The organism is Bradyrhizobium sp. ORS 278 (assembly GCF_000026145.1).
Lineage (GTDB): Bacteria > Pseudomonadota > Alphaproteobacteria > Rhizobiales > Xanthobacteraceae > Bradyrhizobium.
The window spans coordinates 6,947,172-6,967,821 of record NC_009445.1; the positions used below are offsets into that span (position 1 = coordinate 6,947,172).

Here is a 20,650-nt window from a genome sequence, read left to right on the forward strand (position 1 = left end):
GGCCGTTCGGCGTTTCAAGCCAGAGGTTTTGTCTTTTTGCGGGCTCAGACCGCGCCGATGAACTGCAGCACCACCTCGCGCCGATGCGGACGCGCACGATGCTCGATCAGATAGATCGCCTGCCACGTGCCGAGCATCATGCGCCCGTCCTGCACGGGCACCTGCAGCGAAACCGCGCTCAGCATGGTCTTGATGTGGGCCGGCATATCGTCGGGCCCCTCGGTGTCATGCACCCAGCCGGCGTCCTCCGGCGCCAGGCGCGACAGCGCGGTGGTGAGATCACGCAGCACGGTGGGATCGGCGTTCTCCTGGATCGTCAGCGACGCCGAGGTGTGGCGGATGAAGGCGGTCACGATGCCTTCGCGTGCCGAGATTTCGGAGAGAAAGGCCTCGACCTCGCGGGTGAGATCGGTGAAGCCGCGGCCAGGCGTCGGCACCGTCAATGCCGACGTGACGACCATGTTGACGGCGACGGTCGAAGGCGCCGTGCGCGATATCGATCTGACGGACATCTGCTCCGCCTCCTCGCCGCCCCGTCAGATCCTGCCGGAGACGTCTTTCTGCACCCGGTTCGCCATGTCGAGCAGCCGGCGCCAGGCCTGCTCCAGGAAACCCATCATGCGATCCATGTCCTGGTCGCTGGGCAACGGAATTTCCAGCTTGCGCGTTCCATCCGCGGATTTCGACTCCCCCGGCTTTTCACCGGCTTTGGACTCGGACTTCTTCAGTTGATCGGATTTGGGCAGCGCCTGGTCCTTCGGCAACGGCTCATCGATCTTGCCGGAGATGCTCTGGTCGCGCGAGGCGAGCTGCGCCTTGAGCTTCTCGTTCTCCGCCTGGAGCCGGCCGATCTCGGCATCGAGCGCGGCGCGCTCGTCGGGCACGGCGTAACAGGCCCAGCCGGACCCGGCGCTGTTGTTGCAGGTCGAGACCGCACCGGTGCGTGTGTCGAGCCGGATCACGCCGTCCGCTGTCGTCGACATCGTGTAGCGCCCCTTGTCGCCGTCGGGCGCGGCGTCCTCGGCGGCCAAGGCTTCGCCTCCCAGACAGCCCAATGCGAGCAGCGCGACGAGGGGATGCCGGCAGGGCTGCTTGGTGACACTCGTCTTCGTCACACTCATGGCGGGCTCTCCAGGGCGCAGTCGCAACCGCCGTCATGCACGCCGACATTGTGTCGCGGCCATGACGTGGCCTCAGGTGCGATCACCTGTCACGGGCCGCCCTCATGGCTCGGACGTATAGGCGGAGCGGCCCGATTTCAACGCGTCGGCCAGCAGCTCGAGCCGGTCCTGCCCCCAGAACACCTCGCCATCCAGCACATAGGCGGGCGAGCCGAACACGTCGGCGGTGATCGCGTCCAGCCGGTTCTGTTCATAGGCCGCCCCCACGGCATCGCTCGCGGCCTGGGTCACGAGTTCGAGTCCGGGCAGTCCGACGGCACTTGCCAGGCTCGCAATGACCTGAGGATCACCCAGGCTGAGCTGCTGCTCCCAGATCGCCGCAAACGCCCGTTGCAGAAAAGGTTCGGGATCGAGCCCCGCTTGCAGCGCCGCGATCACCACGCCATCGGCGAGTCGGGCATTGAACGGCCAATTCTTCGGCTGCACGTGGAAATCGAGCCCGCGCTTGTCGCGCCAGCGCTTGAGCTCGACAATGCGATAGCGCTGCCGCGCCGGGTGGCGCTTGGCGAGCGGCAGGCCGCCCGTCTCGGCAAACAGGTCCAGCAGCATCACCGGCTTGAGGTTCACCCCGACGCCGTGGCTCGCGGCGATGTCGCGGAACAGGCGGTGACCGATATAGGCCCATGGAGATTGGAGCGAGAAGAAATAGTCGATGTGGCGCGACATGCGGGTTCCCGTGCTGGTGGGGGCTCAGCGGCATCGGATCAGAGCGCCCGGTGAGACGCAACATTGCACCTGCGCACGACGCTGTTGATGCGCCGCGGTGACAGCCGCGAGGGATCTGACGAAAAAGCCGAGAAAACGAGCAAATTCAGGCATCTAACAGTTCAACACGCAATCTTGACTTGGGGGGATGCGGTCAGTATGGTCCGCGCAGCTTTAAAGGGCGATGGGGCGCTATTTCCTGCAATTCGCGGCGACGCGTCGGGTCTCCAGACATCTCCAGATTTGGCGGATGGCACATGGCGGATGACACGAACAACAGCAGCGGACACGGAGATCGCGACAAGTCGCCCGATGAGGTTGCGCTTTCCGCAAGGCTCGGAAGTCTCGACCAGCGGTTGTCCGAAATTCGGGACGGCCGAAAGATCGAGGCTGATCAACCTGGAAACGGCAGCGGTGACACTGCAGCCCGGGCTTCGGCCATGGCGCGTGGCCTGCGGCTATCCTCCGAGTTGATCGCCGGGGTCCTCGTCGGTGCGGTGCTTGGCTGGGGCTTCGACCGGTTGCTGTCGACATCCCCCTTCGGATTTATCGTGTTTTTCCTGCTCGGCTTCGCCGCCGGCGTGTTGAACGTGGTCAGATCTGCAGGCATAGCTCCCGACAGGTCCCGCCAATGAGACGTCAGCGGAACATGTCAGCGCGGAAGACCAACGAGTGAATTGCAAAGCGCCGGCGTGGCCGGTGAACAACTGAGACGCCACGCGGATGATCGATCCGATCGAACAATTCCATCTCAACAAGATCTTCACGATCGGCCACATCGGCAATCAGGAGATCGCCTTCACCACCTCCAGCGCCTACATGCTGCTCGCGGTCGTGCTGATCGCGGCCATGATGCTCGGCGCCGGGCGCGCGCTCGTTCCGGGCCGGTTCCAGTCGGTGGTCGAGCTGGCCTACGAATTCGTCGCCAACACCATTAGAACAAGCGCCGGCTCGCACGGCATGACGTTCTTTCCGCTGGTGTTCTCGCTGTTCATGTTCATCTTCGTCTCGAACATCGTCGGCATCATCCCCTACACCTTCACCGTCTCCAGCCACATCATCGTCACCTTCTCGCTGGCGCTTTTGGTGTTCCTGACGGTCATCATCTACGGCTTCTACAAGAACGGCCTGAAGTTCTTTAAGCTGTTCGTGCCCTCCGGCATCCCCGCGGTGATCCTGCCGCTGGTGGTCATCATTGAAATCATCTCCTTCTTCTCCCGCCCGATCTCGCACAGCGTCCGTCTGTTCGCCAACATGCTGGCTGGACACGTCACGCTGAAGGTGTTCGCGAGCTTCGTGACCATGCTCGGCGCGCTCGGCTTCGTCGGCAAGGTCGGCGCGCTGCTGCCGCTCGGCCTCACGGTCGCCCTGACCGGCCTCGAGCTGATGGTCGCGTTCCTCCAGGCCTACGTCTTCACCATCCTCACCTGCATCTATCTCAACGATGCTATCCATCCGGGTCACTGATCCGGCCTCTCTACCAAACCTCTCAAAGGAGTTCGTCATGGATCCGGTTGCAGCGAAGTACATTGGCGCGGGCATTGCCTGCATCGGCATGGGTGGCGCGGGTGCCGGCATCGGCATCATCTTCGGCAACTACCTGTCGGCCGCTCTGCGCAATCCGTCGGCCGCCCAGGGCCAGTTCGGCAACCTGATTTTCGGCTTCGCGGTGACCGAAGCGCTCGGCATCTTCTCGCTGCTGATCGCCCTGCTCCTGCTGTACGCCGTCTAAGACGGCCTGAGCCGGACAGGAGAAGCCCGTGGCTGAAAGTCATGGCGAAGCCAAGGGCGGCGAGGCCAAGGGCACCGCAAGCGCCCATACCGAGGCCGAAGGCGGGCATGGGTTTCCTCCCTTCCAGAAGGAAACCTTTCCCTCCCAGATCGCCTCTCTGGTGATCGCCTTCGTGGCGCTGTACGTGATCGTCTCGCGTGTGGCGCTGCCGAAGGTCGGGGCCGTCATCGACGCCCGCCAGAAGTCGATCGATGGCGATCTGGCCGAGGCGCAGCGGCTGAAGGATGAATCCGAAGCTGCGATGAAGGCGTATGAGACCGAGCTGGCGACGGCCCGGGCCCGGGCCCAGGCCATCGGCGCCGAGACCCGCGACAAGCTCGCGGCCTCCTCGGAGGCCGAGCGCAAGGCGCTGGAAGACAGCCTCGCGGCCAAGCTCGCTGCGGCCGAGACGTCGATCGCCAGCACGCGTGCGACCGCGATGAGCAATGTCCGCGGCATCGCCGCGGATGCGGCCTCCGCGATCGTGCAGCAGCTCACCGGCAAGGCCCCTGCGGCCAAGACGGTCGAAGCTGCGGTCGATGCATCGTTGAAGGGAACGGCGTGATGCATTTGCTCGCAGATCCGGAAACCTGGGTTGCGATCGCTTTCGTGATCCTGATGGGCCTGTTCGCCTATCTCGGTGTCCACCGCATGGTCCTGAAGGCGCTCGACCACCGTGCCGATCGCATCAGGGACGAGCTGGCGGAGGCCAAGCGGCTCAAGGACGAGGCGGCCAAGGTGCTCGCCGACTACAAGACCCGCCGCGCCAGCGCCGAGCGTGAGGCCGAGGAGATCGTCACCAGCGCCAAGGCGGAAGCCGAGCGCATCGCGGCGGACGCCAAGGCCAAGATGGAAGACTTCGTCGCCCGTCGCACCAAGGCCGCCGAGAGCAAGATCGCCCTCGCCGAAGCCCAGGCGCTCGCCGACGTCCGTGCCGCCGCGGCCGAAGCCGCCGTCCAAGCCGCCGCGACCGTGCTGTCGCAGTCGGTCAAGGGCGGTCTCGGTGACGACCTCGTCGCCAAGGGCATCGCGGAAGTCAGCCGCAAGCTGAACTGAGTCCGCTCTCTTCGATACAAGATCTTCCGAAAGGCCGGCGCCAAACGCCGGCCTTTCGCTTTTCCCACCGCGCTCCGCCGTCGCCGCCGAGCAACGGCAAACGTCACTTCCGCTTCTTGGCCCCCCGCTCCGGCGTCAGCGCCTGGGGGTCGAACCCGATGTAGAAGACGTAATTGTCGGCATTTCTGCCCGGCGGCGGCACGGGGTAGACCATGTCCTCGGCGACGATCGTGAACGGCACGCTGCCATCCGCCGTCATCTGCACTGTCGTGCGGTAGGCCTTGGTTGCGATCACCTTCTCGCCGATGCCGCCCTCAACCACCGCGATTCGCATGGGAATGTCGACGGTCCCCGGCGCGCCGGCCGGGCCGGCGACGACGCGGCCCTGGATGCCGATCTTGCCGATGATCTCGTTGCCGCTGAGATTGCACTCGCGCGCGGTCTTGGTGATCGAGGCCTGGAAGCGGACGTCGTTGCCGACGGCCTGCTTGCCGGGCGCCGCCACCGCATAGGTCGACGCGCCGGCCCGGATGTTGACCGGCGGGCAGGTCAACCCATCGGTCGGGTCGGCCGGCGGTCCGCCGCTGGCCGGCAGGTTCTCCTGCTTGTCGTCCGAGCCGCCGCCGAACAGGCTCTTGAAACGGTCGGTCAGCGATTGCGCCACCGCTGGGGGTGCCAAGCCTGCGGCGCCCAAGGCCACCAGCACGGCGGCCATCGTCCCAACTCGAATCATACGCGTCTGTCGCATTCTCGAAATCCCCGGCATCGATCGCCCCGGCCTGCCCTCGGGCTTGGACCGCGCGACGGCGGTGAGCCCGGACCGCTTGGCCGAAAGGCGCTGTCCAAAGGCGTCTATACCCATTTCAGAGGCCGGAACCAGCCCCGATCGGCGTCCCATCCCCCGCGCCCGATCACGATTGCTAGCCTCGAAAATCCTCGTGCAGCAGGCCATAGAGGTAGTGGTCCTGCCAGACCCCGTTGATGCAGAGATAGCGGCGCGCCAGCCCCTCGCGGGTAAAGCCGCACTTCTCGAGCACCCGGATCGACGGCGTATTGGTCGGAATGCAGGCGGCTTCGACGCGGTGCAGGTTGAGCTCGCCGAACAGGGTCGGCAGCAGCAGCTTGAGCGCCGTCGTCATGTAGCCGCGATGCGCGTGCGGCTGGCCCATCCAATAGCCGATCGTGCCGGCCTGGACGATGCCGCGGCGGACATTGGCCAACGTAATGCCGCCGAGCATGGCGCCGTCTAATTCGCGGAACACGATGAACGGATACGATCGGTCGGCCGAGATATCCTCGGCATAGCGCCGCAGCCTTCGGCGGAAGCCGGAGCGGGTCAGGTCGTCGGACGGCCAGATCGGCTCCCACGGTGTCAGATAGTCGCGGCTGAGCTCGCGCAGCTGAGCCCATTGGGCGTAATCGGCCATCTGCGGCGCGCGCAGGAATAGCCCATGCCCGCGCGGAGCGAGCGCGGCCGGTCCACTGCTGGGTAAGCGAAACAGGGCCATCGGTGATGCTCCCCCTGCTCTTCAGCCCTTCGATCGGCGAATGGCGGGCCTGACGACCGCGATTCCCAACATCTCCGGGCCTTTCGGGCTCGTGCTCAATGCAGCTGAGCCTTGGATTTCGGCCCGGCGAGACCTTCGGCGAAAGTCACCGCCGTGTCCAGACCCCTGCCGCTGCCGAGCGCGACCACCGCCGGCTTGCTGCGTGCGAGGAGCGCACGCGCCGCATCGCGCGTGCTCTCGACGCTGACGGCCTCGATCTTGGCGACCATCTCCTGCAAGGTCTGAGGCCGGCCGTAAGCCAGAATATGGCGGGCGAGCTGCTCGGCGCGGGCGCTGCAGCTTTCCAGCGCCATCAGCAGCCCCGCCTTCATCTGCGCCTTGGCGCGGGCGACCTCGGCCTCGCTCAGCGTCTCCACCGCATTGCCGATGATGTCGACCACGACCTCCATCATCTCGGGCGCGTCGGCCGGATCGGTGCCGGTGTAGAGCCCGAAGAAGCCGGTGTCGCTGTAGGGCGCGTGGAACGTGTAGACGGAGTAGCAGAGCCCGCGGTTCTCGCGCACCTCTTGGAACAGCCGGGACGACATGCCGCCGCCGAGGATGTTGGTGAACACCTGCAGCGAGAACAGTGACGGGTCGGCCTGCGGCACGCCCTCGAGCGCCAAGGTCAGATGCGCCTGCTCAAGGTCGCGATGCACGACCCGCGAGCCGCCCTTGCCGAACGCCGCCGGCTGCGGCTTCGGCCCCTCGCCGCCGTTGAAACTGGCGAATCGCCTGCTCACATCCTCGACCACGCGATGATGATCGACGGCGCCGGCGGCGGCGACGACCATGTCGGGCCCGCGATAATGCGTCGACAGATAGCCGTGCAGCTTGTCGCGATCGAATGCCTCGAGCGTCTTGGCGGTGCCGAGCAGCGAGCGCCCCATCGGCTGGTCCGGGAAGCACAGTTCGTTGAGATGCTCGAACACGACGTCGTCGGGCGTGTCCTGCGCGGCGCCGATCTCCTGCACGATGACGTTCTTCTCGCGCTCCAGCTCCTCCGGCACGAAGGACGGGTTGGCGAGGATGTCCGAGAGCACGTCGAGCGCCAGCGGCACGTCGGCCTTCAGCACGCGGGCGTAATAGGCCGTGGTCTCGGTCGAGGTGCCGGCATTGAGGTCACCGCCGACGGCCTCGATCGCCTCGACAATCTCGCGCGCGCTGCGCGTCGTCGTGCCCTTGAAGGCCATGTGCTCGAGCAGATGCGAGATGCCATGCTCGTCCGGCTTCTCGTCGCGGCCGCCGACGCCGGCCCAGACGCCGAGCGCGGCGGTCTCCAGATGCGGCATCGTGTCGGTGACGACGGTCAGTCCGGTCGGCAGCTTCGTGACTTCCACACCCATCATGCAATTCCCTGCTTGGCGGCCCGGCTGACCGAGCGGATGAATTTTTCCACCTCGGCCTGCTCGTTCCGCATGATCTTTGCGTCCTCGCGCTTGCTCATCAGTCCTTCGAGCCAGACCGGCAGCTGCGGACGCTGCCCGCAAGCGGCCTCGACCGCGTCGGGAAATTTGGCCGGATGCGCCGTCGCCAGCACGATATTCGGCACTGACCGATCGGTGTCGTCGCGATCGGCCACCGCCAGCGCCACGGCCGTGTGCGGGTCGACGAGATCGCCGGCCTCGCGGAAGGCCGCGCGGATCGCCGCCGCCGTCTCGGTCTCGTCGGCGCGGCCGGCGTCGAAATCGGCGCTGATCGCCGCCAGCATCGCATCCGGCAGCACGAAGCGGCCGGACTGCTTCAGGCTCTCCATCAGCCGCCGCACCGTGCCGGCGTCGCGGCCGCCCGCCTCGAACAACAACCGCTCGAAATTCGAGGACACCTGGATATCCATCGACGGCGACGCCGTCGCGTGGACCTCGCGCACCTCGTAAATGCCGGTCGCGAGCGTGCGGGCGAGAATGTCGTTGACGTTGGTGGCGACACGAAGCTTGCGCACCGGCAGGCCCATGCGCTTGGCGACGTAGCCGGCGAAAATATCGCCGAAATTGCCGGTCGGCACGGTGAAGTCGACGGCGCGATGCGGCGCGCCGACGGCGACCGCCGAGGTGAAGTAGTAGACGACCTGGGCGACGATTCGCGCCCAGTTGATCGAGTTGACGCCGGACAGCGACACCGCGTCACGGAAGGCATGATGATTGAACAGGCCCTTCACGATCGCCTGGCAATCATCGAAATGGCCTTCGATCGCCAGCGCATGCACGTTCGCGGCGCCCGACGTCGTCATCATCCGCCGCTGCACCTCGGAGATGCGGCCATGCGGATACAGCACGATCAAATCGGCATTGTCGCGGCCGGCGAAGGCGTCGACGGCGGCGCCGCCGGTATCGCCTGAGGTCGCCACCACGATCGTGGTGCGCTCGCCGCGCTTGGCCAGCACGTGGTCCATCAGCCGCGAAATCAGCTGCATCGCCACGTCCTTGAAGGCCAAGGTCGGGCCGTGGAACAGCTCGAGGACGAACTGATGCGGGGCGGTCTGGTCGAGCGGCACCACCGCGGGATGGCGGAAGGTGGCGTAGGCCTCGTTGGCCATGCGGCCGAGTTCGGCATCGGAGATCTCGCCGGCGACGAACGGCTTGATGACCTCGACGGCGACCTCCCAATAGGGCCTGCCGAAGAACGAGGCGATGGTCGCGGGCGTCAGCTGCGGCCAGGTCTCGGGCACGTACAGGCCGCCGTCCCGGGCGAGCCCGGTCAGCATCACATCGCAGAAGGTGAGCGCGGGGGCCTCCCCGCGGGTCGAAACGTAGCGCGTCAAACCGCTCTCCTGACCTGCGTCACCAGGCCATAACCCGTTGATTGAATTCGAAATCGGAACCGCCTGGCGGCAACATGGTCCGGCACCATAATGGTTTTGGGCAGGCTGCGAAACCGGTTGTTGGCCTGGGGATGGTCATGGCTGCGGGTTACGGCGGGGTTACGCAGACGGGTATGGGCCGGGAATGAGCAATGCCGAGCCCCCGCCTCCCGCTCTCGTCCCTGCCCCCCGTATCGATGCCCAATCTCGCCTCCCCCGCAGCTGTCATCGCCCCGTTCAATCGCGCGATCGAGTAGGCCGCAGCGCCTGGGATCGACCGCGCCGCCGCGGCGTCCGGGATCCCCGCCTTCGCGGGGATGACGAGGGTGGAGGTGGTCCCAGCCGGACTCCATTCGAGACTTTCATCGAAAACACTGCCGGTTCCTCCGTCATTGCGAGCGAAGCGAAGCAATCCAGGGTGGTGGGCGGGACTCTGGATTGCTTCGTCGCTGCGCTCCTCGCAATGACGTGGCGAGAGCCTACGACGTCACAAACAGTCCGCCCGCAGAGACGTCTCCTGCGTGTGCGCGCAGCTTCATCTTCTCGCGGCGCGATCAGCGCCCGAGCTTTGCGGAAAAATCCTCCCTCCTTGAAGCAGAGGGCGCAGGGAAGACCGGATGCCGGCTGGCACCCGCGGCCCCCGTGCGAACAAGAATGCACGGGGCAGGAACCACAGGTTCAGCCAGAGCGACCCGGCCTTCCCTGCGCGATGGCTTACGCCTTATACGCGATCTCCTCGGTGCACCGGCTTGTTGGCCACCGTGAGCGACAGCGCCTGAGCGCTCCCGCAAGACACCAGCGTCGGGGTGCCAGGACCACGCGACTTCGCCGTCCGTGCCGGCCGCACTCGTCAGTTGCGGCCTGCCCGTCCATCGCATCCCCACCTCACGTCCGTGACGACGCGTACGCCCCTCGCTGCCGAGGCGGGATGGACATAGACAATCATGATTTCGGAAAAGATGAAAGAAAAATTTTCGGGCGGATCGGGCGGGACGGCTGGATCGCCTTGGATCTTCTGACAAAAAGAAATTTTCTGCGCAGCCGGATTCGTTAGTTGGCGGCGCCTGCGCGGGCCAGAGCCGACAGCCTCGTCGGGCGACTCAAGTCCGAAGATGAGACGACGGCATGCGATGAGGACGGACACGGCATCCCTCACCCCCGGTGTCGTCCCGGGCAAGTCCGACAACGCGCCAGCGTTGGCGGACGCCGACCCGGGACCCATAACCACCGTCCTCCGTATGAGGCACGCTGTCGCTCCAGCCTGCTACCTCACCCCCGATCGGGGTTATGGATCCCGGGTCGGCGCACGCCGGCGCTATCGCGCCGCCGCGCTTGCCCGGGATGACAGCGGAGTGTGAGGCTCAGCATGATCTCCAGAGGAGTCCGTAGCCCGTATGAGCGCAGCGACATGCGGGGACAAGTCAGGCGGTCGAGGCGAACCCGCATGTCGCTGCGCTCATGCGGGCTACGAAGCGCCCCTTGAACCGGAACACCATCTCCGTTGTCAAACCGAGCGTCGGCCGTGCTGGCCGGCAGGAGATGGAGCCTTCCATGATCGTCGTGACGACTGAGAACGTGACCGGCTACCGCACCGTGCGGATGCTCGGGCAGTGCTTTGGCGTGGTGGTGCGCAGCCGGGGCATCGGCGGCAACTTCATCGCCAGCCTGCGCTCGATCGTCGGTGGCGAGATTCACGAATACACGCAGATGCTGGAGGAGGCGCGGCGCCATGCGCTCGACCGGCTGGTCCACAATGCGACCTCGATGGGCGCGAACGCGATCGTGATGATGCGCTTCGACAGCGCCGAGATCGGCCAGACCATGAGCGAGATCGTCGCCTACGGGACCGCTGCCGTCATCGAACCCGCACGATGATCGCCCTCGTGCTCTGGCTCGCGGTCATCACAGCCGTCGTGCTGGTGTGGGTCTTCTTCCGCCAGGGCGGCTACAAGCGCGACGCGCTCTCGGCGCCGCCCGGCCCGGATTGGGTCAAGACCGAGGAGCGCTTCGTCGATCCCACCAGCGGCGAGACGCTCGACGTCTGGTTTCAGCCGCGCACCGGCGAGCGGGCGTATGTCAGGGCGAGGCGGTCCGCTTAGAAGGCGATCGCTCAACACAGATCGCGCCAGACTTCATCATTGCGAGCGGTCACCCGATCGAAGCAGGGTCGGAGGACGCCGCGTCAGATGCGCTGTCGTCCCTGCGAACGCAGGGACCCATAACCCCGGCTCTTGTGAGACGATGACTGGCAGTTGCGTCTCACCGAGAGATTCCGCGGTATGGGTCCCTGCGTTCGCAGGGACGACAGCGGTGCGTGGCGACAGACCTCCCGGCTCGTCGGTGTTGCGAGGAAACGAACTTAGCCGATCAGCTCGCACATCTTGCCTTGCGTGAACGCGCAGCCTGGAATTCGTAAGAAGAACAAACGTGAGCTCCCCTATGATCATCCACCGGCCCCGCATGTCGCTCCGCTCATGCGGGCTACGAGCCGTGATCGTCGCTCAGACCGGTGAGGCCTCTTTTGCCTTTGCATCGGCCTCGGCGAACACGGCCTTGGCGGCGAACAGGCCGTTGAGCGCGGCGGGAAAGCCGGCATAGACCGCCATCTGCATGATGACCTCGGTGATCTCCTCCCGGCTGAGGCCGACATTGAGGCCCGCCTGGAGATGAACTTTCAGCTGCGGGCTGGCATTGCCGAGCGCGGTCAGCGCCGCGATGGTCGCGATCTCGCGACTGCGCAGATCGAGGCCGGGACGTGTGTAGATGTCGCCGAACGGAAACTCGATGACGTAGGTGGCGAAATCCGGCGCGATGTCCGCGAGCGCCGCGATCACGTTGTGACCGGCCTCCCCGTCGATACTATCGAGCGCGCGCCGGCCTCGCGCCAGCCGGTCCTGATCGTTGATGGTGCCGGCTGGTCCGCCCGCCGGCATCGGGCGCGTCGTCGTGGATTGGCTGGGCGTTGATCGCGTCATCGTCATTCGTCCTCTCGCTGCTGCCGGCATAGCCGGCGATCTTGCCGTCGAGAACGAGAAGGCAATCCTGCAACGTGGCGACGCGCGCCCGGACGGCTTCGCGATGCCGCTCCAAGAGCCGGCGTCGTTCCGGCTCCGTGGCGGCGCCGCGGGCGCGCAACTCCGCATAGCGGAGCATGTCCCGGATGGGCATTCCCGTCGCCTTCAGGCGGCCGAGGAATTCGATCCAGGTCAGGATCGATGCGTCGTAGTCCCGCTGGCGGGCATGATCGCGATTGGCTCTCGGCAGCAGCCCGATCCGCTCGTAGTAGCGGATCGTGTGGGCTGTCAGCCCCGACTGCCTCGCCAGCTCGCCGATCTTCATGCGGCTCCCTCTCCATTCACGACGTCAGGCAGGCTACGGGTTCGAGCGCGCTCTAAGTCAAGCGGCGTTTTGATCGCCGTCGCGCGCATGGGCGAAGAGAGATGCAGGGCCGGTGCCGAACTCGCATGTCGCTTCGCTCATGCGGTCTACGGGTCAGAGCTTCGCCGCGCGAGGTCTCCTTGCCCACACCGCGAACGCAGCAATCAGCGCGGCGGCCAGCGAAAACCACGTGACGGCGTATTGCATGTGCTCGTCGCGCAGATGCGGCGACAGCGGGCCGGGCTTGGGAATGCCGTTGTCGGGGACCGGCGATTCCAGATCGATGTAGAACGGCGCGACCTCGCCCCAGCCGAGCGCCCTGGCCATGGCGAGATGGTCCCTGGTGAACCACAAGCGCTTGTCGCGATTCTCCGCCGCTGTGAGCAGGCCCGCCGCTTCGGGGAAGCGCAGGTAGCCGGTCAAGGTCGCGGGCTCGCCGGTGACGAGCTTGCCGACCTGACGATCCTGGAGGCTGCGCTCCTGCATGGTGTTGGCGACGAAGCCGGCGTCGATGACGATGGTCTCGCCGGAGGCGAGGCGTGCGGGGAGGAAGGCCCAGGTGCCCGGGCCGGAAACATCCTCGCGCACGGCGGAACCGGCGCTGTAGACCATGGCGTCGGGGAGCTTGGCATAAATTGCGGTGAAGCTGACGCGGCGGAATTCGTCGCGCTCGGAGTTGAGGCTACGCCAGTCGCTGGGCGGCGGCAGCGGCGCGGGGACAGCTGAGACACGCTCCGTGAGGGCAGCGATCAGCGCATGCTTGGCGGCGCGGCGCTGCAGCTGCCAGACGCCGAGGCCGATGAACAGCGCAACCATCAGGACGGTGAAGGCGGCGAAGGCGCGGGATGAGGTTTTGCGGCTCGTCGCACTCGTCATTGCGGAGCCGTCCGCGCGTTTGCCGGCGCTCTCCCAGCTCGGTCAGTGCGCTCCCCTCCCCCCTGCGGGGAGGGGTTGGGGGTGGGGGTGGCCCAGCAAAGACTGCCGTTGGGGTTACCTCCACCCCCGCCCCCTCCCCGCAAGGGGGAGGGGGGCGCACCGCCGATGCGGCGCAGATCATCGGCTACAACGCGGAGGTCGTGATTCATTGCGGGGTCTTGTCCACCAATCGTCCCGGCGCGGCCTTGTGGTGGAATTGCAGGGCGATCAGCAGGGATTTCATGGCCCGCAGCGGCAGCAGGGTCGTCACCAGGATCAATGGCCCCCACAGCGCGGCGTGGACCCAGAACGGCGGCTGGTACTTGACCTCAACGATCAACGCGGCGCCTACGACGATGGCGCCGGCGAGCATCATGATGAAGATGGCCGGGCCGTCGCCGGTGTCGATGAAGGCGTAGTCGAGGTCGCAGGCCTCGCAGCGCTTGCGCAGATTGAGGAAGCCCTCGAAAAGCTTGCCCTGGCCGCAGCGCGGGCAGCGGCAGGCGAGACCGCGCAGGATGGTCTGGGCAAGGGTGACGGGCGGATGGCTGATCATGATGTGTTGCCCTTGCTCTTGCCCTTGGTCTCGATGCGGGCCGCCGGACGCCATACGTCGTGGTGATACATCCGCGGACGGCGAGCGCTGATCACATTTGGATCACCATTCGCAGCGCCGCTCAACGAGAAAGGGCGGCCCGACGGCCGCCCTCGATGACACGTTCGACGGAGTCCGTCCGCTTGCCGCGTCAGTGTGCGCCGTGCGCCATCGACTCGGCGCCGTGGCCCCAGACGTAGATGCAGAGGAACAGGAACAGCCAGACCACGTCGACGAAGTGCCAGTACCAAGCGGCGAACTCGAAGCCGAGATGCTGCTTCGGCGTGAAGTGGCCGGCATAGGCGCGCGCCAGGCAGACGATCAGGAAGATCGTGCCGACCAGCACGTGGAAGCCGTGGAAGCCGGTCGCCATGAAGAAGGTCGAGCCGTAGATGTGGCCGGCGAACGAGAAGGTCGCGTGGCCGTACTCATAGGCCTGGACGCAGGTGAAGGTGGCGCCGAGCAGGATGGTGAGGATGAGGCCGTATTTCAGGCCCTTGCGGTCGCCTTCGAGCAGCGCGTGGTGCGCCCAGGTGACTGTCGTGCCCGAGGTCAGCAGGATCAGCGTGTTGAGCAGCGGCAGATGCCAGGGATCGAAGGTCTCGATGCCCTTGGGCGGCCAGACACCGCCGATCAGCGCGTCGCGGGTCGCCTGCACCTCGTAGCCCGGGAACAGCGCGACGTTGAAATAGGCCCAGAACCAGGCGACGAAGAACATCACCTCGGAGGCGATGAACAGGATCATGCCGTAGCGGTGATGCAGCTGCACCACGCGGGTGTGGTCGCCCTTGTACTGGGCTTCCTTGATGACGTCGCCCCACCAGCTCGCCATGGTGTAGAGCACGCCGATCAGGCCGATGCCGAACACGATCGGCGCGGCGCCGAACATCTTGTGCATCCAGCCGATGGCGCCGAACGCCATGATGAAGGCCGACACCGAGCCGACGAACGGCCAAGGGCTCGGATCAACGAGGTGGTAGTCGTGATGCTTGGCGTGCGCCTCAGCCATGGCAAGTCTCTCCCCAGATCGATGCCGGTCGCCCCGGCAAAGTATCGCTCAAAAAACGTCCCCGGATATCGAATGGCCGCGCGGTCACAGGCTGCCCCGCGGCTTGTCCGGCTCGCCCGCGGCGACCGGCTTCGGCGCGGCGTCGCGGACGGGATAGAAGGTGTAGGACAATGTGATCGTGTTCAGACCGTCGTTCTCGTGATCGGCGGTGATCGCCGGATCGACGTAGAACACGACCGGCATCTCGCGGGTCTCGCCCGGGGCCATGGTCTGCTCGGTGAAGCAGAAGCAGTTGATCTTCTGGAAATAGGCGCCCGAGGTCAGCGGCGTCACATTGTAGGCGGCCTGCGCCATGGTGGTGCGCGCCGACTGGTTGGTCACGGTGTAATAGACCGTGACGACTTCGCCGATCGCGACCTCGATCTCGGTCTTTTCCGGCTCGAACTTCCAGGGCAGCCCGCCGGCGACATTGGCGTCGAAGCGGACGCCGATGCGGCGCGCCAGCGGCGCGGCCGAGGGCGCAGCGGTCGCGACCTGGGTGGTGCCGTTGAAGCCGGTGGCGCGGCAGAACCAGTTGTAGAACGGCACGGCAGCGTAGGAGGCTCCGATCATCAGCACCACCACGGCGCCGCAGATGCCGCCGACCAGCGCATCGCGGCCGATGCCACGGCGTGGCGCGGCCTTGCCCGGCGCAGCCTGCGCAGCGGTCGTGCTCGTCGATTTGCCCTGGTCGGTCGCGTCCATCGCGTCTCTCTACATCGGCCGCTTCAGAACGATCGGGCCCTTCACCATGGTCACGGCGAAGAACAGCACCACGAGCACGCCGAGCGCCAAGGCGATCGCGATCGAGCGCCGGCGGCGGCTGCGCAGCTGCGCCTCGGTGAGGACGACGCCCTCGGGCTCATTCGGATCGACCATTGCGGTTGCCATGCTTTCCTGCCCCGCGGCCCCCTTACCAGATCAGCGGCGCGATCATGCGCGCGATCGCCTCGAGCCCGAGCGTCGCAAACAGCGCGAACAGATACAGGATCGAGAAGCCGAACAGCTTGCGGTTGGCGCGCAGCGAGGGGATGCGATCGCGCTTGCGGAACACCTCGATGGCCAACCACAGCATGCCGGCGCCGAGCGCCAGCGAGACGACGCCATAGACGGCGTCGAAATAGCCGAGCGGCCAGGGCGCGGCGGCGATCGCCACCAGCACGATCGTATACAGCAGGATCTGCAGCCGCGTCGCGTCGGGGCCGGCGACCACGGGAAGCATCGGCACGCCGGCGCGGGCGTAATCGTCGGTGCGGAACAGCGCCAGCGCCCAGAAATGCGGCGGGGTCCAGAAGAAGATGATCAGGAACAGCCAGACCGGCTCAGGAGCGATCGATCCGGTGACCGCGGCCCAGGCCACGACCGGCGGCAGCGCGCCGGCGGCGCCGCCGATGACGATGTTCTGCGCGGTCCAGCGCTTCAGCCACAGCGTGTAGATCACGACGTAGAAGAAGATGGTGAAGGCGAGCAGCGCGCCGGCAAACCAGTTGACGAGGATGCCGAGCGTCAGCACCGAGAAGAACGACAGCGTGATGCCGAAGGCCAGCGCCTCCTGGCGGGTGACGCGGCCGCGCGGGATCGGACGGTTCGCGGTGCGCGACATCAGCGAGTCGATGTCCCCTTCCAGCGCCATGTTCAGGGCGCCGGAGGCGCCGGCGCCGACGGCGATGCACAACAGCGACGTGATCGCGAGCACGGGATGGAAGTGCCCAGGGGCAATCAGGAGGCCGATCAGCGCCGTGAAGATCACGAGCGACATCACCCGCGGCTTCAGCAGCGCGATGTAATCGCCGACATCGGCCTCGGAAATCCGCGGGCCGACGGCGATGGCGTTCTGATCAATGACCGACACGACGAATCCAGACTTCAATTCAAAGGCGCTGAACGAAACAGGTCAGCACGTCGCTTCAGAGATCCAGCCGGCGCGCGGGCGCACCGGCCGGCAGATGGCAATGCGGCGCCGAGCGCGGCGCCGCATCGGAGGCCGAGAGTGCCTACTGCACCTTCGGCAGGACTTCGAACTGGTGGAACGGCGGCGGCGACGAAAGGGTCCATTCCAGGGTGGTCGCGCCCGGTCCCCACGGATTGGCCGCGGCCTGCTGCTTGCGCATGAAGGCCTCGACGACGCCATAGATGAAGATCAGGACGCCGAACGCCGAGATGTAGGAGCCGATCGACGACACCAGGTTCCAGCCGGCGAACGCGTCGGGATAGTCGATGTATCGGCGCGGCATGCCGGAGAGGCCGAGGAAGTGCTGCGGGAAGAACACCAGGTTCACGCCGATGAAGGTGACCCAGAAGTGCGCCTTGGCGATGCCCTCGTTGTACATGTAGCCGAACATCTTCGGGAACCAGTAGTACCAGCCGGCGAAGATCGCGAACACGGCGCCGAGAGACAGCACGTAGTGGAAGTGCGCGACGACGTAGTAGGTGTCCTGCAGCACGCGGTCGACGCCGGCGTTCGCCAGCACGACGCCGGTGACGCCGCCGACCGTGAACAGGAAGATGAAGCCCACGGCCCACAGCATCGGCGCGCGGAACTCGATCGAGCCGCCCCACATCGTGGCGATCCAGGAAAAGATTTTCACGCCGGTCGGCACCGCGATCACCATCGTGGCGGCGACGAAATAGGCCTGCGTCGCCGAGGACATGCCGACCGTGTACATGTGATGCGCCCAGACCACGAAGCCGATGCCGCCGATCGCGACCATGGCGTAGGCCATGCCGAGATAGCCGAACACGGGCTTGCGCGAGAAGGTCGAGACGATCTGGCTGATCATGCCGAAGCCGGGCAGGATCAGGATGTACACTTCGGGGTGGCCGAAGAACCAGAACAGATGCTGGAACAGCAGCGGGTCGCCGCCGCCTTCGGGAGCGAAGAAGGTGGTGCCGAAATTGCGGTCGGTCAGCATCATCGTGATGGCGCCGGCGAGCACCGGCAAAGACAGCAGCAGCAGGAACACGGTCACCAGGATCGACCACACGAACAGCGGCATCTTGTGCAGGGTCATGCCCGGCGCGCGCATGTTGAAGATCGTGGTGATGAAGTTGATCGAGCCCAGGATCGATGACGCACCGGCGAGATGCAGCGACAGGATCGCGAAGTCTACAGCCGGTCCCGGATGGCCCGAGGTCGACAGCGGCACATACATCGTCCAGCCGGCGCCGACGCCGTTGGCACCCGGCTCGCCCTCGACGAAGGTCGAGGTCAGGAGCAGCGCGAAGGAGGCCGGCAGCAGCCAGAACGAGATGTTGTTCATGCGCGGGAACGCCATGTCCGGCGCGCCGATCATCAGCGGCACCATCCAGTTGCCGAAGCCGCCGATCATCGCCGGCATGACCATGAAGAAGATCATGATCAGGCCGTGCGAGGTCACGAACACGTTGTAGGTGTGGCTCTCGTGGAAGAGCTGCACGCCCGGATACATCAGCTCGATGCGGATCGCGACCGACATGGCGGCGCCGATGATGCCGGCGCACACCGCGAAGATCAGGTACATCGTGCCGATGTCTTTGTGGTTGGTCGAATAGACCCAGCGCCGCCATCCGGTCGGATGGTCGTGCGCGTGATCGTCATGGCCGGTTTGGGTCGCTACGTTCGTCGCCATTGTCCAATCCTCAATGTCCCCGGTGGACCGCCAGAGGCGGCCCTCAATTCCTAAGCATCGCCTCGTGCGTTACTGCGAGACGCCTGCAGCCGACGCGTAGGTGCTGGTGGGCGCGCTGGCGTATTTCTTCTTGGCGTCCTCGATCCAGGCGGTGAATTCCTGGTCGCTCACGACGCGCACCGCGATCGGCATGTAGGCGTGGTCCTTGCCGCAGAGCTCGGAGCACTGGCCGTAATACATGCCGACCTTGGTCGCCTTGAACCAGGTCTCGTTGAGACGGCCGGGAATGGCGTCGATCTTGATGCCGAAGGACGGCACCGCGAACGCGTGGATGACGTCGGCCCCGGTGGTCTGGACGCGGATCACCTTGTTGACCGGAACGACCATCTCGTTGTCGACGGCGAGCAGGCGCGGCTTCTTGTCCTGCGCCATCAGCGAGTCGAACTCGAACTTGCCGTTATCGGGATAGGCGTAGCTCCAGTACCACTGCTTGCCGGTCGCCTTGATCGTCAGATCGGCCTTCGGCACGTCGAGCTCGAGGAACAGCAGGCGGAACGACGGCACCGCGATGGTGACGAGGATCAGCACCGGGATCAGCGTCCACGCCACTTCGAGCAGCGTGTTATGCGTGGTGCGCGACGGCACCGGATTGGCGCGCGCATTGAACTTGACGACCACCGCGACCAGCAGCGCCAGCACGAACAGCGTGATCAGCGTGATGATCGTCAGCAGCAGCCCGTGGAACCAGGTGATGTTCTCCATCACCGGCGTCGCGGCTTCCTGCAGCTTGTATTCCCACGGGGCGGGCTGCCCCATTTCAGCAAACGCCGATCCACCCGACACGAGCGTCACGCCCGTCACAGCCAACTTCAGCAAGCAGGCGCCCAATTGGCCTTTCGACATCTTCATGTCGTCGCGCTCCCTTCAGAACTTTCCCCCTCGGCGCACCGCGCTCGTCACGCGCCGCGCCGTCGATCCGCTCTCCTGACAATTGGCCTTCGGGCGGACGCTTGAGAAAAGCACCTCGGCCAGTTCACTGGGATGACGAAATCGTTCTTCTCAAACCATAATTCTTGACCTATCGCAATGCAGTCTTAAGCCGGATATCGCGCGCGGCGCTCTTCGTGACGTCGCATCGATTTTTCCGAGAAATTGCCGCAGCCCGTGGTTTCGCGGACAACGGGCGCTTGACAGGCGTGCGGCGCGATGTAGGCAACGGAGCGTGGCCGTTTGCGGCGCTGATTCGGCGAGGCGCGACGGCCCTGCACCAGGGGTGCGGCCTTATTTCGTATCGTTTCGTGCCGTACGCTGCAGGTGCGGTCCTCAAGGCGCCATCATTGCCGTATCATGGCGTCGGCTGCGCAGATCACCCACAGGAAATTGTCATGGCGCCGACCCGGCTCAGGGTTTCAACCGACAGAACAGCTGACATCTCGACCTCAGCTGCGAATGACTCGCGCGGTTTGTGCCGACTCAGCGCCATGCGCGCGCGACTCACAAGTCGCATTGATGCCCTTGCAAGTGTCGCGGCGGTCGCCATCACGCTGGCGACTGCAATCAGCATGCCGCACTCAGCGCACGCGCAGGGCGCCGTGCGCTCCGTGCATGGCGATTGGCAGATCCGTTGCGATACCCCGCCAGGCGCGCAGGCGGAGCAGTGCGCGTTGATTCAGAGCGTCGTCGCCGAGGACCGCTCCAATGCCGGCCTCACGGTGATCATGCTGAAGACCGCGGATCAGAAGAGCCGGCTGATGCGCGTCGTAGCGCCGCTCGGTGTGCTGCTCCCGTCCGGCCTCGGGCTCAAGCTCGACAATCAGGACGTCGGCCGCGCCGGCTTCGTGCGCTGCCTGCCCAATGGCTGCGTCGCCGAGGTCGTGCTCGAGGACAAGCTGCTCAACCAGCTCAAGACGGCGAAGACCGCGACCTTCATCATCTTCGAGACGCCGGAGGAAGGAATCGGCTTTCCGCTGAGCCTCAACGGCCTCGCGGACGGATTCGACAAGCTTCCCTGACGTCGCGCTTGCTTGACATGGCGTGACGCACGTT

General features: G+C 65.7%; 25 protein-coding genes. 8 read left to right on the forward strand and 17 right to left on the reverse strand.

Annotation, left to right across the window (positions count from 1 at the left end):
* Positions 1-44: 44 nt before the first annotated feature.
* The 3 genes from BRADO_RS31035 to BRADO_RS31045 all read right to left on the reverse strand — a co-directional run bounded on the left by BRADO_RS31035 (position 45) and on the right by BRADO_RS31045 (position 1,847).
* A complete protein-coding gene (locus BRADO_RS31035; protein ID WP_012030155.1) occupies positions 45-512 on the reverse strand; it encodes a secondary thiamine-phosphate synthase enzyme YjbQ in 468 nt (155 codons plus the stop codon).
* Between the two features lie 24 nt (positions 513-536).
* Positions 537-1,121, reverse strand: a complete 585-nt coding sequence (locus BRADO_RS31040) for a hypothetical protein (RefSeq protein ID WP_012030156.1) — start codon at positions 1,119-1,121, stop codon at positions 537-539.
* Positions 1,122-1,223: 102 nt separating this feature from the next.
* A complete protein-coding gene (locus BRADO_RS31045) occupies positions 1,224-1,847 on the reverse strand; it encodes a 2-hydroxychromene-2-carboxylate isomerase (protein WP_012030157.1) in 624 nt (207 codons plus the stop codon).
* 296 nt (positions 1,848-2,143) lie between these two features.
* On the opposite strand from BRADO_RS31045, the gene BRADO_RS31050 reads away from it, so the two are divergent.
* The 5 genes from BRADO_RS31050 (at position 2,144) to BRADO_RS31070 (ending at position 4,713) form a co-directional block, all read left to right on the forward strand.
* On the forward strand, positions 2,144-2,521 hold the full coding sequence (locus BRADO_RS31050) for an AtpZ/AtpI family protein (RefSeq protein WP_012030158.1): 378 nt from the start codon (positions 2,144-2,146) through the stop codon (positions 2,519-2,521).
* An 88-nt stretch (positions 2,522-2,609) separates the two neighbouring features.
* Positions 2,610-3,353 carry a F0F1 ATP synthase subunit A gene (locus BRADO_RS31055; protein ID WP_012030159.1) on the forward strand — a complete coding sequence of 248 codons (744 nt, stop codon included), beginning with the start codon at positions 2,610-2,612 and terminating at the stop codon, positions 3,351-3,353.
* A gap of 37 nt (positions 3,354-3,390) precedes the next feature.
* The gene (locus BRADO_RS31060) at positions 3,391-3,618 is read left to right on the forward strand and encodes a F0F1 ATP synthase subunit C (protein WP_006615622.1); all 228 of its coding nucleotides are present in this window, start codon (positions 3,391-3,393) and stop codon (positions 3,616-3,618) included.
* 28 nt (positions 3,619-3,646) lie between these two features.
* A complete protein-coding gene (locus BRADO_RS31065; protein WP_012030160.1) occupies positions 3,647-4,222 on the forward strand; it encodes an ATP synthase subunit b 2 in 576 nt (191 codons plus the stop codon).
* Positions 4,222-4,713: an ATP F0F1 synthase subunit B gene (locus BRADO_RS31070; protein WP_041757182.1), complete on the forward strand. Its 492-nt coding sequence runs from the start codon at positions 4,222-4,224 to the stop codon at positions 4,711-4,713. The genes BRADO_RS31065 and BRADO_RS31070 overlap by 1 nt, the downstream gene beginning before the upstream one ends.
* A gap of 103 nt (positions 4,714-4,816) precedes the next feature.
* Here the strand turns inward: BRADO_RS31070 and BRADO_RS31075 are convergent, their stop codons facing one another.
* The 4 genes from BRADO_RS31075 to thrC form a co-directional block, all read right to left on the reverse strand.
* A complete protein-coding gene (locus tag BRADO_RS31075) occupies positions 4,817-5,428 on the reverse strand; it encodes a hypothetical protein (RefSeq protein ID WP_012030162.1) in 612 nt (203 codons plus the stop codon).
* A gap of 205 nt (positions 5,429-5,633) precedes the next feature.
* Positions 5,634-6,221, reverse strand: a complete 588-nt coding sequence (locus BRADO_RS31080; protein ID WP_012030163.1) for a GNAT family N-acetyltransferase — start codon at positions 6,219-6,221, stop codon at positions 5,634-5,636.
* A 95-nt stretch (positions 6,222-6,316) separates the two neighbouring features.
* On the reverse strand, positions 6,317-7,606 hold the full coding sequence (locus BRADO_RS31085) for a pitrilysin family protein (protein WP_012030164.1): 1,290 nt from the start codon (positions 7,604-7,606) through the stop codon (positions 6,317-6,319).
* The gene (gene thrC, locus BRADO_RS31090) at positions 7,606-9,021 is read right to left on the reverse strand and encodes a threonine synthase (protein ID WP_012030165.1); all 1,416 of its coding nucleotides are present in this window, start codon (positions 9,019-9,021) and stop codon (positions 7,606-7,608) included. Before thrC ends, BRADO_RS31085 begins: the two co-directional genes overlap by 1 nt.
* Before the next feature lie 1,590 nt (positions 9,022-10,611).
* On the opposite strand from thrC, the gene BRADO_RS31100 reads away from it, so the two are divergent.
* Complete coding sequence (locus BRADO_RS31100; RefSeq protein WP_041757875.1) at positions 10,612-10,935, forward strand: YbjQ family protein; 324 nt, start codon at positions 10,612-10,614, stop codon at positions 10,933-10,935.
* On the forward strand, positions 10,932-11,159 hold the full coding sequence (locus tag BRADO_RS31105; protein WP_012030167.1) for a hypothetical protein: 228 nt from the start codon (positions 10,932-10,934) through the stop codon (positions 11,157-11,159). Before BRADO_RS31100 ends, BRADO_RS31105 begins: the two co-directional genes overlap by 4 nt.
* 402 nt (positions 11,160-11,561) lie before the next feature.
* Here the strand turns inward: BRADO_RS31105 and BRADO_RS31110 are convergent, their stop codons facing one another.
* The 10 genes from BRADO_RS31110 to coxB form a co-directional block, all read right to left on the reverse strand.
* Positions 11,562-11,993: a carboxymuconolactone decarboxylase family protein gene (locus tag BRADO_RS31110; protein ID WP_050781060.1), complete on the reverse strand. Its 432-nt coding sequence runs from the start codon at positions 11,991-11,993 to the stop codon at positions 11,562-11,564.
* Positions 11,920-12,399, reverse strand: a complete 480-nt coding sequence (locus BRADO_RS31115; RefSeq protein WP_012030169.1) for a MerR family transcriptional regulator — start codon at positions 12,397-12,399, stop codon at positions 11,920-11,922. The genes BRADO_RS31110 and BRADO_RS31115 overlap by 74 nt, the downstream gene beginning before the upstream one ends.
* 153 nt (positions 12,400-12,552) lie before the next feature.
* Positions 12,553-13,314: an SURF1 family protein gene (locus BRADO_RS31120; protein WP_012030170.1), complete on the reverse strand. Its 762-nt coding sequence runs from the start codon at positions 13,312-13,314 to the stop codon at positions 12,553-12,555.
* A gap of 205 nt (positions 13,315-13,519) precedes the next feature.
* The gene (locus BRADO_RS31125; RefSeq protein WP_012030171.1) at positions 13,520-13,909 is read right to left on the reverse strand and encodes a DUF983 domain-containing protein; all 390 of its coding nucleotides are present in this window, start codon (positions 13,907-13,909) and stop codon (positions 13,520-13,522) included.
* Between the two features lie 190 nt (positions 13,910-14,099).
* Positions 14,100-14,957, reverse strand: coding sequence for a cytochrome c oxidase subunit 3 (locus tag BRADO_RS31130; RefSeq protein WP_012030173.1), 858 nt, complete (start codon positions 14,955-14,957; stop codon positions 14,100-14,102).
* A gap of 84 nt (positions 14,958-15,041) precedes the next feature.
* On the reverse strand, positions 15,042-15,701 hold the full coding sequence (locus tag BRADO_RS31135) for a cytochrome c oxidase assembly protein (protein ID WP_012030174.1): 660 nt from the start codon (positions 15,699-15,701) through the stop codon (positions 15,042-15,044).
* Positions 15,702-15,710: 9 nt separating this feature from the next.
* Entirely contained in the window at positions 15,711-15,887 is a 177-nt protein-coding gene (locus BRADO_RS31140; RefSeq protein ID WP_009027033.1) for a hypothetical protein, read from the reverse strand.
* Positions 15,888-15,909: 22 nt separating this feature from the next.
* Positions 15,910-16,848 (reverse strand): heme o synthase, encoded by a 939-nt coding sequence (locus tag BRADO_RS31145; RefSeq protein ID WP_012030175.1) that lies wholly within the window; start codon positions 16,846-16,848, stop codon positions 15,910-15,912.
* A 142-nt stretch (positions 16,849-16,990) separates the two neighbouring features.
* Complete coding sequence (gene ctaD, locus BRADO_RS31150) at positions 16,991-18,604, reverse strand: cytochrome c oxidase subunit I (protein WP_012030176.1); 1,614 nt, start codon at positions 18,602-18,604, stop codon at positions 16,991-16,993.
* Positions 18,605-18,673: 69 nt separating this feature from the next.
* A complete protein-coding gene (gene coxB / locus BRADO_RS31155) occupies positions 18,674-19,513 on the reverse strand; it encodes a cytochrome c oxidase subunit II (protein WP_012030177.1) in 840 nt (279 codons plus the stop codon).
* Between the two features lie 476 nt (positions 19,514-19,989).
* On the opposite strand from coxB, the gene BRADO_RS31160 reads away from it, so the two are divergent.
* The gene (locus tag BRADO_RS31160; RefSeq protein ID WP_012030178.1) at positions 19,990-20,616 is read left to right on the forward strand and encodes an invasion associated locus B family protein; all 627 of its coding nucleotides are present in this window, start codon (positions 19,990-19,992) and stop codon (positions 20,614-20,616) included.
* Positions 20,617-20,650 lie beyond the last annotated feature (34 nt).

Coding starts and splice junctions, on each gene's coding strand:
- BRADO_RS31100 (WP_041757875.1), top strand. CDS start 10,612: ATGATCGTCGTGACGACTGAGAACGTGACCGGCTACCGCACCGTGCGG.
- BRADO_RS31080 (WP_012030163.1), bottom strand. CDS start 6,221: ATGGCCCTGTTTCGCTTACCCAGCAGTGGACCGGCCGCGCTCGCTCCG.
- BRADO_RS31120 (WP_012030170.1), bottom strand. CDS start 13,314: ATGACGAGTGCGACGAGCCGCAAAACCTCATCCCGCGCCTTCGCCGCC.
- BRADO_RS31130 (WP_012030173.1), bottom strand. CDS start 14,957: ATGGCTGAGGCGCACGCCAAGCATCACGACTACCACCTCGTTGATCCG.
- BRADO_RS31055 (WP_012030159.1), top strand. CDS start 2,610: ATGATCGATCCGATCGAACAATTCCATCTCAACAAGATCTTCACGATC.
- BRADO_RS31125 (WP_012030171.1), bottom strand. CDS start 13,909: ATGATCAGCCATCCGCCCGTCACCCTTGCCCAGACCATCCTGCGCGGT.
- BRADO_RS31085 (WP_012030164.1), bottom strand. CDS start 7,606: ATGGGTGTGGAAGTCACGAAGCTGCCGACCGGACTGACCGTCGTCACC.
- BRADO_RS31105 (WP_012030167.1), top strand. CDS start 10,932: ATGATCGCCCTCGTGCTCTGGCTCGCGGTCATCACAGCCGTCGTGCTG.
- BRADO_RS31050 (WP_012030158.1), top strand. CDS start 2,144: ATGGCGGATGACACGAACAACAGCAGCGGACACGGAGATCGCGACAAG.
- ctaD (WP_012030176.1), bottom strand. CDS start 18,604: ATGGCGACGAACGTAGCGACCCAAACCGGCCATGACGATCACGCGCAC.
- BRADO_RS31070 (WP_041757182.1), top strand. CDS start 4,222: ATGCATTTGCTCGCAGATCCGGAAACCTGGGTTGCGATCGCTTTCGTG.
- BRADO_RS31115 (WP_012030169.1), bottom strand. CDS start 12,399: ATGAAGATCGGCGAGCTGGCGAGGCAGTCGGGGCTGACAGCCCACACG.
- BRADO_RS31040 (WP_012030156.1), bottom strand. CDS start 1,121: ATGAGTGTGACGAAGACGAGTGTCACCAAGCAGCCCTGCCGGCATCCC.
- BRADO_RS31045 (WP_012030157.1), bottom strand. CDS start 1,847: ATGTCGCGCCACATCGACTATTTCTTCTCGCTCCAATCTCCATGGGCC.
- coxB (WP_012030177.1), bottom strand. CDS start 19,513: ATGAAGATGTCGAAAGGCCAATTGGGCGCCTGCTTGCTGAAGTTGGCT.
- BRADO_RS31135 (WP_012030174.1), bottom strand. CDS start 15,701: ATGGACGCGACCGACCAGGGCAAATCGACGAGCACGACCGCTGCGCAG.
- BRADO_RS31110 (WP_050781060.1), bottom strand. CDS start 11,993: ATGCCGGCGGGCGGACCAGCCGGCACCATCAACGATCAGGACCGGCTG.
- BRADO_RS31160 (WP_012030178.1), top strand. CDS start 19,990: ATGGCGCCGACCCGGCTCAGGGTTTCAACCGACAGAACAGCTGACATC.
- BRADO_RS31035 (WP_012030155.1), bottom strand. CDS start 512: ATGTCCGTCAGATCGATATCGCGCACGGCGCCTTCGACCGTCGCCGTC.
- BRADO_RS31075 (WP_012030162.1), bottom strand. CDS start 5,428: ATGGCCGCCGTGCTGGTGGCCTTGGGCGCCGCAGGCTTGGCACCCCCA.
- BRADO_RS31060 (WP_006615622.1), top strand. CDS start 3,391: ATGGATCCGGTTGCAGCGAAGTACATTGGCGCGGGCATTGCCTGCATC.
- BRADO_RS31140 (WP_009027033.1), bottom strand. CDS start 15,887: ATGGCAACCGCAATGGTCGATCCGAATGAGCCCGAGGGCGTCGTCCTC.